This window comes from Rhizobium sp. 05N49, from assembly GCF_056396805.1.
Genome location: NZ_JBFTME010000009.1, coordinates 269338 through 281163, shown reverse-complemented (window position 1 = coordinate 281163; position 11826 = coordinate 269338). Strand labels below are relative to the sequence as shown.

The 11826-nt window shown below is 60.7% G+C and carries 13 protein-coding genes; 6 read left to right on the top strand and 7 right to left on the bottom strand.

Features of this window, described 5'->3' with window-relative positions; all coding sequences use genetic code 11:
* Window positions 1–58 precede the first annotated feature (58 nt).
* Complete coding sequence (locus AC1DF8_RS20105) at window positions 59–340, top strand: MurR/RpiR family transcriptional regulator (RefSeq protein ID WP_162729933.1); 282 nt, start codon at window positions 59–61, stop codon at window positions 338–340.
* A 2-nt stretch (window positions 341–342) separates the two neighbouring features.
* Here AC1DF8_RS20105 and AC1DF8_RS20100 read toward each other — a convergent pair whose 3' ends face one another.
* The 3 genes from AC1DF8_RS20100 to AC1DF8_RS20090 form a co-directional block, all read right to left on the bottom strand.
* Window positions 343–1254 carry an SMP-30/gluconolactonase/LRE family protein gene (locus tag AC1DF8_RS20100; RefSeq protein WP_478154594.1) on the bottom strand — a complete coding sequence of 304 codons (912 nt, stop codon included), beginning with the start codon at window positions 1252–1254 and terminating at the stop codon, window positions 343–345.
* A 107-nt stretch (window positions 1255–1361) separates the two neighbouring features.
* A complete protein-coding gene (locus AC1DF8_RS20095) occupies window positions 1362–2183 on the bottom strand; it encodes an SDR family oxidoreductase (protein WP_478154592.1) in 822 nt (273 codons plus the stop codon).
* 81 nt (window positions 2184–2264) lie between these two features.
* The gene (locus AC1DF8_RS20090; protein WP_478154591.1) at window positions 2265–3452 is read right to left on the bottom strand and encodes a phytanoyl-CoA dioxygenase family protein; all 1188 of its coding nucleotides are present in this window, start codon (window positions 3450–3452) and stop codon (window positions 2265–2267) included.
* Between the two features lie 94 nt (window positions 3453–3546).
* Here AC1DF8_RS20090 and AC1DF8_RS20085 point away from each other — a divergent pair, with 94 nt between their 5' ends.
* Window positions 3547–4569 carry a LacI family DNA-binding transcriptional regulator gene (locus AC1DF8_RS20085; RefSeq protein ID WP_113205739.1) on the top strand — a complete coding sequence of 341 codons (1023 nt, stop codon included), beginning with the start codon at window positions 3547–3549 and terminating at the stop codon, window positions 4567–4569.
* Between the two features lie 71 nt (window positions 4570–4640).
* Window positions 4641–5858, top strand: a complete 1218-nt coding sequence (locus AC1DF8_RS20080) for an adenylate/guanylate cyclase domain-containing protein (RefSeq protein WP_478154589.1) — start codon at window positions 4641–4643, stop codon at window positions 5856–5858.
* Window positions 5859–5941: 83 nt separating this feature from the next.
* Here the strand turns inward: AC1DF8_RS20080 and AC1DF8_RS20075 are convergent, their stop codons facing one another.
* The 4 genes from AC1DF8_RS20075 to AC1DF8_RS20060 all read right to left on the bottom strand — a co-directional run bounded on the left by AC1DF8_RS20075 (window position 5942) and on the right by AC1DF8_RS20060 (window position 9240).
* Complete coding sequence (locus AC1DF8_RS20075) at window positions 5942–6721, bottom strand: SDR family oxidoreductase (RefSeq protein WP_478154587.1); 780 nt, start codon at window positions 6719–6721, stop codon at window positions 5942–5944.
* A gap of 78 nt (window positions 6722–6799) precedes the next feature.
* Window positions 6800–7195 (bottom strand): DoxX family protein, encoded by a 396-nt coding sequence (locus AC1DF8_RS20070; protein ID WP_478154585.1) that lies wholly within the window; start codon window positions 7193–7195, stop codon window positions 6800–6802.
* Window positions 7196–7289: 94 nt separating this feature from the next.
* The gene (gene dgoD / locus AC1DF8_RS20065; RefSeq protein WP_112544405.1) at window positions 7290–8438 is read right to left on the bottom strand and encodes a galactonate dehydratase; all 1149 of its coding nucleotides are present in this window, start codon (window positions 8436–8438) and stop codon (window positions 7290–7292) included.
* Window positions 8439–8499: 61 nt separating this feature from the next.
* Window positions 8500–9240: a FadR/GntR family transcriptional regulator gene (locus tag AC1DF8_RS20060; RefSeq protein WP_478154583.1), complete on the bottom strand. Its 741-nt coding sequence runs from the start codon at window positions 9238–9240 to the stop codon at window positions 8500–8502.
* Between the two features lie 190 nt (window positions 9241–9430).
* Here AC1DF8_RS20060 and AC1DF8_RS20055 point away from each other — a divergent pair, with 190 nt between their 5' ends.
* The 3 genes from AC1DF8_RS20055 to AC1DF8_RS20045 all read left to right on the top strand — a co-directional run bounded on the left by AC1DF8_RS20055 (window position 9431) and on the right by AC1DF8_RS20045 (window position 11811).
* Window positions 9431–9862, top strand: coding sequence for an OsmC family protein (locus AC1DF8_RS20055; RefSeq protein WP_112544401.1), 432 nt, complete (start codon window positions 9431–9433; stop codon window positions 9860–9862).
* A gap of 150 nt (window positions 9863–10012) precedes the next feature.
* A complete protein-coding gene (locus AC1DF8_RS20050; protein ID WP_112544399.1) occupies window positions 10013–10621 on the top strand; it encodes a TetR/AcrR family transcriptional regulator in 609 nt (202 codons plus the stop codon).
* Between the two features lie 50 nt (window positions 10622–10671).
* Entirely contained in the window at window positions 10672–11811 is a 1140-nt protein-coding gene (locus AC1DF8_RS20045; protein ID WP_478154581.1) for an efflux RND transporter periplasmic adaptor subunit, read from the top strand.
* Window positions 11812–11826: the final 15 nt, after the last annotated feature.

Genomic DNA, 11826 nt, shown 5'->3' with positions numbered 1-11826 from the left:
TGGGGGCTGGGGCCATGATGATCCTGGCCTCCACGGGCGGTAAACGATGGAGGCTGGAATGCAGACTGTTTCGATGAAGGCCGACGGAGATGCCTTTCTCAGCAAGGCATTCTGGGTTTCCATCCACCGCGATCTGCCGCAGCGGCTGGATGCGCTGGCGCGGCTCGCCGCCGAGCGGCCCGATGTGTTCGCTTTCGAAAGCAGCCAGAAGATCGCCGAGCGCTGCAATGTTTCACAGACCAGCGTCATCCGCTTCGCGCATCATCTCGGCTTTGATGGTTTTGCCGAGATGAAGCAGGTTTTCCAGCAGGCACTCAGAGCTGCAGCGCGCAAGGCATAGGCTTACGGGTACTGCGCGCCGTTCGTCGTCGTGTAGATCGAATAGAGCGATTGCGTTGCAGTGATGAAGAGGCGATTCTTCTTCGGGCCGCCGAACGTGACGTTGGAGACGGTCTGCGGCACCTTGATCTTGCCGAGCAGCGTCCCGTCAGGGGCAAAGCAGTGCACACCGTCGGCGGCACTGGTCCAGAGATTTCCCGAGACATCGAAACGGAAACCATCCGGTATGCCGCTGTCGATCGAGCAGAAGTAGCGGCTGTTTATCAGCTTGCGGCCATCCACGACATCGAAGACGCGGATATGGCGCGGGACGTCATGATTGGCGGAACCGGAATCGGCGATGAAGAGCTGGCGCTCGTCCGGCGAAAAGGCCAGCCCGTTCGGCTGGATGAAGTCGGTGACGACAGCTTCGATATCGCCGGTTGCGGCATCGATGCGATAGACGTTGCGGCTTTCCTGCTCTTCCGGAGATTTGTGGCCTTCGTAATCCGACATGATGCCGTAGCTCGGGTCGGTGAACCAGATCGAGCCGTCGGACTTCACAACGACATCGTTCGGGGAGTTCAGCCGTTTGCCATTGAAGCTGTCGGCCAGCACGGTAATGCGTCCATCAGGCTCGGTGCGGGTCACACGGCGACCGCCATGTTCGCAGGAGACCAAGCGGCCCTGCCGGTCGCGGGTATTGCCGTTGACATAGTTGGACGGTGAGCGGAAGACGGAGACCGAGCCATCCGGCACCCAGCGCATCAGGCGTTCGTTCGGAATGTCGCTCCAGATCAGGCAGTTCATATCGGAAAACCAGACAGGTCCTTCAGCCCAGCGGCAGCCCCTGTACAATTCTTCCAGCACCGCGCTGCCGGCGATCAGCGCTCTGAAGCGCTCGTCCCTGACATCATAAAGCTCGCTTCCGGCCATGCCCGATTCCTCCAGATCGATATTGTTTCTTCGTAGCGGGAAACGAAGCAATCTGCCAGAGCCCGGAGGCGGAAAGGCGCCGGGCTCTGGAGCGTTACAATGGTACGTTATAGCGCCGCGACCGGATGCGGCGAGCCGTCATAAGCGCCCCAGATCGACTGATCGAAGCAGATGACCGAGCCGGTCATCAGGCCGGATTCGGCTGACGAGAGATAGGCGCAGGCGCGGGCCACTTCTTCCGGGTCGACCAGCCGGCCGAAGGGTTGGCTTGCGGCAGCCTTGGCGAGCCAGTCGTCGTCGGCCTTGTGAAATTCCCTCTGGATGCGATCTTCGCCTTCAGAGGCCATCCAGCCGATATTCAGGCCATTGACGCGGATGCGGTTGCGCAGCAGCGCATAGGCGGTGTTCTTGGTCAGCGTTTCCAGCGCACCCTTGGAAGCGCAATAGGCGGCGATGAAGGGCTGGCCGGCCTTGGCTGACATGGAGCCGATATTGACGATCGTGCCCTCGATCTTCTCGCGGCGCATGACCTTGACCGCTTCCTGCATCAGGAAGAAGGGTGCGCGGACATTGACGGCGAACATACTGTCGAAGAGTTCGGGGCTGGTATCGAGGATCGTGCCGCGGTCGGTGATGGCGGCGGCATTGACCAGCGCATCGACGCGGCCGAAGGTCTGGTCGCAGACCTGGACGACATTCCTGGTATCCTCGACCTTGGCGAGATCGGCCTTGACGTAGACGACCTTCGCGCCGGTCTTTGACGCAATCTCCTCGGCCTTCGCTTTGCCCTTGGCCTCGTTGCGGCCGCAGATGACGATGCCCTTGGCGCCGCGTTCGGCAAAGAGGCGGGCAATCGTGGCGCCGAGGCCCTGCGTGCCGCCGGTGACGATGGCGATCTTGCCGTCGAGGCGGGCGTAATCCGTGCTCATATGTCTTTTCCTCCTGATAACATGCGAATGGCCCCTTACCGGCGGCAAGGGGCTCTTGGATGATGGTATTGTGATGGCCTGTCAGCTCAGCTTCCTAGCCGCCTGTTCGGCAAGGGCTTTGGTGAAGGCGTCGTCGCTCCAGTTTTCGGCGAGCGCCTCATGCATCAGCTGGGCCTGGGTCTTCGGCGCGAGGCCGCCGAGCGGCGGGTCGCGGTCGAGATTGGTCGGGAAGGAGTAGCCCTCCGCGCAGGAAGCGACGGCATTGGCGATCTCGCCGGCTGAAAGCATGCCCGTCAGTGCCTTGAGGGCGGGGAAGAGCTTTGCGCTCATGCGCTCGCGGTTGACCGTTTCCATCGCCCGGCCGAATGCCGAGGAGACCTGCAGCAGGTTTGCGACGCGCTTGATGTCTTTCGAGCGGTTTGTGCCGGCGGCATGGAAGAGGGCGGGGTTGAAGAAGACGACATCGCCCTTTTCCAGCGGCAGCTGGATATGGTTCTGCTCGAAATAATCCTTGAATTCGTGGCGCTTGAGCGCGAGGTAGCCCGGCTCGTAGGTCTGGCTGTGCGGCAGGAAAAGCGTCGGGCCGCTTTCGAGCGGCATGTCGCAATGGGCGACCGCACCCTGCAAGGTCAGCACCGGCGACAGGCGATGCACGTGGGCGGGGAACTGCTCGATTACCTTGGATGACTGGAAGCCGAGGTGATAGTCGCGGTGGGCCGATTGCGCGGCACCGCCCGGGTTCACCCGATTGACCTGCGCCGTCATCTGGTAATGCGGGCCGAGCCATGCCTCGCTTGCGAGCGCCACGATGGCATTGCCGTAGTAGCGGGCGAAATTCTCGGGGTCGGCAAGGCAGTGCTTTTCGAGCGAGTTCCAGATGCGGTCATTGGCACCCGGCTTGGCGAAATGATCGCCGCCGCCGGTCGAGCTGCGGTGCTGCTCTTCGATGATGTCGTCGAAGATCGTGCTTGCCCGGTCGATGATGCCGGTGTCTTCGTAGGCATGTTTGAAGACGACGACGCCGGGGCCGATGCCGAAGGCTTCGCAGATTTCCGCGAGAACGGAGCGACGGCCTTCCAGTGTCGACGCCGCCTCGATCACCTTGCGGCTGTCATAGATCAGAACGTTCTTCTCGACGGCTGAGGCTGTCGGATAGTCGGCAAGGGCGGTAGTCTTTTCGGCGAGTGTGCGGAAATCGCTGAGATCGCAGGCGCCTTCGGTGAGCCAGACGCGGTCGGCGCGCAATTTTTGCTGGTTGTCTGATTTCATCGGGTGCTCCTCCATGTCCGATGAAGGGACTATACGCCGCCTGCGATCCTGATATAGATCAGGAATCCATCAAAAATCCATCAAAACAGCAAGCATGGCTCATCCCTTTCTCGTCAAGGATATCGCTTTTCAGGCAGGTCTCAGCACTGCCACAGTCGATCGCGTGCTGAACGGCAGGCCCGGCGTGCGGCGGCAGACCGAGATGCGGGTCAAGGCGGCAATCGCCGAGCTCGAGAAACAGGCGGGTGCCGATGTGGCTGGCCGCAAGCTCACGATCGATATCGTCATGGAAACGCCTGACAGGTTCAGCACGGCGGTGCGGGCCGCGTTCGAAGCGGAGGTTGCGACCTTCCTGCCGACCGTCTTCCGCTGCCGCTTTCATTTTGCCGAGGTGATGCGGGCCGCGGAGCTGGTACAGCTTCTCGACCGGATCCGGTTGCGTGGCACACATGGCGTTGTGCTGAAGGCGCCTGATGTGCCTGATATCGTCGCTGCCGTCGCAAGGCTCGATACCGCCAATATCCCGGTCGTCACCCTCGTAACCGACCTGCCGAATTCCGCCCGGTCGGCCTATGCCGGCGCCGATAACCGGGCAGCAGGGGAGACGGCGGCCTATCTCATCGGTCGGTTGCTTGGTGCCGCCGGCGGTAAGGCGCTGGTGACGCTGTCAAGCGGCCGGTTTCGTGGCGAGGAGGAGCGGGAGATCGGCTTTCGCCGGGTGATCCGTGCGCATTATCCTCTAATTGGCATTATCGAAGTGAGCGAAGGGCATGGCACGGATGCCGCGACGGGCACGCTCGTTGCCAAGGCCCTTGCCGATGATCCCTCGATCAATGCGGTCTATTCGGTCGGCGGCGGCAATCGCGCGGTGCTTGCGGCTTTCAAGGCTGCCGGCAGGCCGGTCTCGGTCTTCGTGGCGCATGATCTCGATGCCGACAACCGCGCTTTGCTAGCCGAACGGCGGATCGATTTCGTGCTGCATCACGATCTCAGAACCGATGCGCGCGCCGCTTTCCGTGCAATCATGGCCCATACTATCTCCGTCAGCCGGACGGCGCCGGTGTCCTTTTCGGCCGTCGAAATCGTTACGCCCTATAATATGCCGACAAGCCAATAGTCTGTTCGGGTTGATTGTCTTTTCATCTGCGGCAGATTCACGTTACAGCTTGCGGATCGTGAGGAGAGCGCATGGATCACAGCGACGTCGGCACAATCGCAGCATGGGTGACAGAACAGGGCTTGAACGGTGCGACCGAAGCGGAGCTGCTTGCCGGCTTCTGCGAAGCTTGCCGCAATGCCGGCATGCGGCTCGATCGCGCCATGGCGCTGATGGACACGCTTCATCCCGTGCATGAAGGCCGCGCATTTCGCTGGGATAGCGTTGAGGATTTTGAGGGCGAGTTCGAATATGGCCCTTCGGGTGAGGGCCAGGGGCTGGATACCTGGCGTCGTTCGGCCTTCTACCATCTCTGGACCAGCGGCGATCGAGAGGTGCGGCGCCGGATCGGCTTCGGCGATCCGACCGATTTCATCATGCTGGACCAGATCTACAAGCTCGGTCACACCGATTACGTCGCCATGGCGCATCGCTTTGCCGAGGCCGGCACGATCGGCGAGATGGATTGCTTCTTCTCGCATTTCTCGACGAAACATCCGGGAGGCTTTTCCGACCAGGATCTTGCGATCCTGCGCAAACTGGTGCCGGTGCTGGGGCTGGCGATCAAATGCGTGGCTCTTGCTCGTATCGCCCGCACGATCGCCGAGGTCTATCTCGGTGAGGATGCGGCCCGCCAGGTGATGGACGGCAAGATCTCGCGCGGCAAGACCGAGCGTATTTCGGCAGCCCTCTGGTTCTCCGACCTTTTGAACTACACGAAGATCTCCGACAATTCTCCGCCGGAAGAGATCATTCCGCTGCTCAATGAATATAGCGAGGCGGTGATAACAGCGATCCATGAAGCCGGTGGGAATGTTCTGAAGCTGATCGGCGACGGGGTACTTGCGATCTTCAAGGGCGAGGAGCCGGCGGGAAGCTGTTCTGCCGCGTTGAAGGCAGAGCGCCTGCTCCGGCAGAAGCTTGCAGTACTCAACGCAGCACGCGAGGTGGACCGGCGGCCGACAACTGATGTCTATATCGGCCTGCATATCGGCGATGTCTTCTACGGCAATATCGGCAGCCAGGACCGTCTGGACTTCACGGTCATCGGGCCGGCGGTCAACGAGGTGAGCCGCATCGCCTCGATCTGCCGTTCGGTCGATCTCAATGTGCTGATGTCGTCGGATTTCGAAGCGGCGATCCCCGAGGCGGAGCGCAACGTCCTCGCCTGCATCGGCCGCTATGCGCTGCGCGGCGTCAAGCGCCCGCAATTGCTTTACACGCTGGAAAGCGCGCGGTTAAACGGGTGACCGGCAGGGCCGTTGCTGCAACTGCATATATGCGCTGATGATCTGGTCGAGCAAAGGCAATCGTCGCACGACGCAGAAGCGGCCTAACGCAGCAATCCCTGTCCGCCGTCGATCCAGACAGGCGTGCCAGTAATATGCCGGGCGCGCTCGGAGGCAAGGAAGAGGATCGTTTCGGCGACATCGTCACTAGACCCTGCCTTGCCGCCGGTGATCGGGATTTCGCCCTTCGGCCAGATGACTGGCACTTCGGTTTCCTCGCGATGGCGCGATGTTGTGTTGGCGGAAATGCTGGTGTCGATCGCGCCGGGGCAGACAGCATTGACGCGAATGCCATGTTTGCCGAGTTCGAGTGCGAGCTGCTGAACCATGGCGACCTGGCCGGCTTTGGTTGCGGTATAGGCGGTGGCGCCCGGGGTGGTGAAGGTGCGCGTGCCATTGATTGACGAGACCACGACGATCGAGCCGCCGTTCATCTTCAGATAGGGCACGGTGAGATGCAGGGTCATGTATGTGCCGCGCAGGTTGACGGCCATGGTCCGATCCCATTCGTCGGGCTTGAGGTCATCGATCGGCGCCCAGACGCCATTGATGCCTGCATTGGCCACCACGATGTCGATGCCGCCGAAATTCTCTGTCATCTTGTCGACGGCCGCGCGCATTTGGGCCTCGTCGCTCGTATCGGCGGTCAGTTCGATCGACTGACCGCCAGCGGCGATGATCTCCTGGCAGGTTTGTAGCACCTCGCTCTCGGTGCGGCTCAGCACCGCGACCCTGGCGCCTTCAGCGGCGAGCTTCAGCGCAGTCGCCTTGCCGATCCCGGAGCCTGCGCCGGTCACCAGTGCGATCTTTCCCTGCAACTCCATGAGCCGCTCCTCTTTGCGGTTGCCGGTAAAGGCAATGATCGGGGCGGCTCTTGGTTCCGGAGCGTGTGGCGTTGAGGATTATTTCAGGAGGCTGTGGCGAAGCGCCCACCGTTCCGGTCCGTGAACGGCGGCAAAGAGCAGACCGGCCAAGAAGGTGAAGTGATCGACGAAGAAGCCGAATTCAGCCTGGTTCTGCTGCCATTGCGACGGGCCATGGAAGGCAAAGGCCAGGAAGATCACGTAGATGCCGGCAAGCAGGCTCGCTTCTGTGAAAAAGGCGCCGGATATGAAGGCAAGCGCCAGTGCGATTTCGAAAAAGGCGGCGATCCAGGCAAGGAATGTGGCCGCCGGAAAGCCTGCCGCGGTGATGTAGGCGGCCGTCGCGCCGATATCGGCGAACTTGAAGCCGGCGGCCATGAAAAAGATGAAGCTGAAGATGATGCGGGCAATAATGATTGCGATTGCTCTGGCCATGTGAAATCTCCTCCTTGAGCTTTCACAATGACGAATGAAGTGCCCGATATCCTACACGGAGAGTGAAAAAGGGCCGCTTTCGCGGCCCTTTCGCTTACCATTCGGCAAAGCTGCCATCCTCATGGCGCCAGATGGGATTGCGCCAGCGGTGGCCTTCCTTGGCACGCTCGATGACATAGGCCTCGTCCACTTCGACGCCGAGGCCGGGCCCCTGCGGAATGGAGACGAATCCGTCGGCATACTGGAAGACTTCCTTGTTTGAGATGTAGTCGAGGATGTCGTTGCCCTTGTTGTAGTGGATGCCGAGGCTCTGCTCCTGAATGAAGGCATTGTAGGAGATGGCGTCGACCTGCAGGCAAGCGGCAAGCGCGATGGGGCCGAGCGGGCAATGAGGTGCCAGTGCCACGTCATAGGCTTCAGCCATGGCGGCGATCTTGCGGCATTCGGTAATGCCGCCTGCGTGGGACAGATCCGGCTGGATAATATCAACATAGCCGTCCGACAGGACCGACTTGAAGTCCCAGCGGGAATAGAGGCGTTCGCCGAGCGCGATTGGCGTCGAGCAATGGTTGGCGATTTCCTTCAGGGTTTCGCGGTGTTCGGAGAGAACCGGCTCCTCGATGAACATCAGCTTGTAGGGTTCGAGTTCCTTGGCAAGAACCTTTGCCATGGGTTTGTGGACACGGCCGTGGAAATCGACACCGATACCGACATGCGGGCCGATCGCCTCGCGGATCGTCGCGATGGTCTCGACCGCCTTGTCGATCTTCTCGTTGGTATCGACGATCTGCATTTCCTCGCAGCCGTTGAGCTTGATCGCCTTGAAGCCGCGGGAAACGACGTCCTTGGCGTTGCGGGCGACGTCGGAGGGGCGGTCGCCGCCGATCCAGGAATAGACCTTGATGCGGTCACGCACCTGGCCGCCGAGCAGCGAATGGATCGGCTGGCCGAGCGCCTTGCCCTTGATGTCCCAGAGTGCCTGGTCGATGCCGGATATCGCCGACATATGGATGGCGCCGCCGCGATAGAAGCCACCGCGATACATCACGGTCCAATGATCTTCGATGAGGAAGGGATCCTTGCCGATGAGGTAGTCTGCGAGTTCGTGGACGGCCGCCTCGACGGTCAGCGCGCGACCCTCGACAACGGGTTCGCCCCAGCCGACGACGCCTTCATCGGTTTCGATCTTCAGAAACAGCCAGCGCGGCGGGACGATATAGGTGGTCAGTTTGGTGATCTTCATGACAGTCGCACTTTCGTTTCGCTTCGTGTTCCCATCGACGGCCGTGGCCGCTGATATCTTATCATTTCGTCCGGCCGGCGGCGGTCAGGTCGCGTTTGGCGAGGTCGAGAATCCGGTTGACGCAATCGCGCGCGCCAGCGGCATCGCGCAGGCGCAGGGCTTCGACCACCTTGCCATGCAGGGCCAGGGCCTCGCGGTGATCGGGCATGGCGACGTTGGAGGCGTGCAGCGCGTATTTGAGCGCAGCGTGGATGGCGCTGGAGAGACGGCGAAAGACCTGGTTGTGGCTGGCCTTGAGCAGCACGGTATGGAAGAGCAGATCGGCCTCGGTGAAGGCCTCGGCATCATCGCTCGCCGCTTGCATGCGCTGCCAGGCCCCTTCGAGATCGGCGATTTCCTGCGTGCTGGCGCGACTTGCGGCATATTCGGCCGCTGCCGGCTCGATCGTGCGGCGGGCTTCGAGGATGCTGGCAAGCAGGTCGAAATCGCCGAGATGCGGCCCCATCCATTCCAGTAGGTCCTGATCGAGAATGTTCCAGTCGTCCTTGTCGCAGACAGTGGTGCCGATGCGCGGTTTGCCGCGTACGAGCCCCTTGGATTCCAGAACCTTCAGGGATTCGCGGATCACGGTGCGGCTGACGCCATAGAGCTCGCAGAGGTCATTTTCGCGTGGCAACAGCGTGCCTGCGGGGTAGCGGTTGGCGCAGATATCCTCGGCAATCGCCGCCGTAACGCTACGGCGGACGCGCGGCCGGCGCTCGGGCGCTGCGGTTTTCTCATCGCGTCTTGTTGCGGGCTGCATCGGAAAGTTCCTCTTGGTCAAGTCTCTTACCTTAATCATCATACACAGGCAATCTTCTTGTATGATGATTTGCCTTCAATCTGGTGTCGTCTTCCGCGGATAGAGGACTATATTGCCGGTCGGAAGGGCAGAACGCTCTTCGCGGCGGAGCGGCGCAACGCTTCAAAATTCAATCGAGCAGGAGGACGGCATGCAGATCAATCGTACAGCTTCGGCCCATTGGTCAGGTGGTCTCAAGGACGGAAAAGGTCAGATCACGACCCAGAGCGGCGCGCTGAGCAATTATCCCTACGGCTTTGCAAGCCGCTTCGAAGGCGTTGCCGGTACCAACCCGGAAGAGCTCATCGGCGCTGCCCATGCGGGCTGCTTCACCATGGCGCTGTCGCTGATCCTCGGCGAAGCCGGACTGAAGGCTGACCATATGGAAACCTCCGCCAAGGTGACGCTGGAAAGCGTGGAAGGCGGCTTTGCCATCACCGCCATCCACCTGTCGCTGTCGGGCAGCATTCCCGGCGCCGACCAGGCAAAATTCGAAGAGCTGGCCGGCATGGCAAAAGCCGGGTGCCCGGTTTCCAAGGCTCTTTCTGCCGTTCCGATCACGCTCGACGTCAAGCTCGTCTGATCCTTCAAGCCTATTTTCTTCCTGATGCCGCAGCCTCACCGGGCTGCGGCATTTTTGTTTGCATCGCAAAATCATTGACAAGTGAAGTATGATATTTTACGACTGACGAAATTCAAAATTCGTCAGTCGTAAAATATCAGGCCTGAAACCATGAATGACCTCGCGGAAACCACGCTGGACGTCACACGGCAGGAAAATATCACCCGCATCCTGGATGCGGCCGAGCGGCTTTTCCGCCACTACGGCTATTCCAAGACGACCGTCGCGGATGTGGCCCGCGACCTTGGCATGTCGCCTGCCAATATCTACCGTTTCTTCGCCTCCAAGGTTGAGATCCACCAGGCGATCTGCGGACGCATGCTGGCGATGAGCTATGAGCTTGCAGCCAATGTCTGCCGTCAGAAGATCAGCGCTTCCGACCGGTTGCGCCAGTACGTGCGCAGCCAGTACCAGCTGACGCTCGACACGATGCTCGATCAGCAGAAAGTGCATGAGATGGTGATCGTCGCGATCGAACGCGACTGGCATGTCATCGAGAAGCACATCGACTCCATTCACGCATTGATTGCCGACGTTATCCGCGAAGGCATCGCCTCCGGTGAATTCGCCGACCAAGACCCCGAGGTCGCCTCCCGCTGCTTCGGAGCGGCGACCATCAATCTCTGCCACCCGCAAATGGTTGCCCAATGTCTTGCCAAGACAAACCGTGCGGCCGTGGACGAACTGATCGAATTTGCGATCAGGGCACTTAGAAAATAAGCGCGGCCAAGGTCGCCCAAGAAAACCCTAGATAATCAGGAGTGCGAAAGATGTTTTCGCTCAAGACCTTCAGCAACCGCGTGCCGTCCGTCATGAGCCTCGCGCTCCTTGGGGCGGTCGGGCTCGGCGTCGCCGGCTGCACGGAAGAAAAGGCAGAGGTCAAGGAAGTCATCCGCCCGGTCAAGGTGGTCGAGATCGCCAAGGCCGGTGATACCCGTACGCTCGATTATTCCGGCTCGGTGAGGGCACGTACGGAAATGAACCTCGGGTTTCGTGTCAACGGCAAGATTACCGAACGTCTCGTCGATATCGGCGAACGGGTAAAGCCCGGCGATATCCTCGCCCGCATGGACTCGACCGATTACGAACTCGCCGTGAATACCGCCGAAGCCAATCTCACTGCTGCCGAAAAGGCGGTTGAAACCGCCGATCTCGTCAATCGTCGCGCCGAACAGCTCTTCGACAAGAATGTCGCGCCGAAATCGCAGGTCGAGCAGGCGTCTCTCAGCCATGATCAGGCAATTTCGACTCGCGATGCTGCTGTCTCTGCGCTCGATCAGGCGAAGAATCAGGTGAGCTATACCGAGCTCAAGGCCGACCATAATGGCATCGTGACCACCATCAATGCCGATGTGGGTCAGGTCGTCGGCTCGGGAACACCTGTCGTCACCGTCGCTGTCGACGGCGAGAAGGAAGTGCAGATCGCGGTGCCTGAAAACGATATCGCCCAGTTCAAGCCGGGCAAGACCGTGAAGGCGGGTTTCTGGGCCGACAGCAAGCTGGTGCTCGACGGCACCGTTCGCGAAGTCTCCGGCAGCGCCGACCAGCAGTCCCGCACCTTTGCAGTGCGTGTCAGCCTGCCGAATGATCCTCGTGTACTACTCGGCATGACGGCGTCCATCGAGGCCAATGTCAGCAATAGCGACAGCTATGTTTCCATTCCGCTGAGCGCATTGGCGCAGAAGGACGGCAAGCAGGTCGTCTGGACTGTCGACCGTGGTACGGAAACAGTTCACGTCAGGGACATCGAGGTCGCGGATTTCACCGGCGATGGCGTGCGCGTGGCCAAAGGGCTCGATAGCGGCGATCTCGTCGTCGCCGCCGGCACGCAATTCATGAGCGAAAACCTGCAGGTCAAGCTTCCCGACCAGCAATCGRCTTCGGCTGAAACGGACGCGGCCGTCCGCTGAACGGCCAGGGAGAGG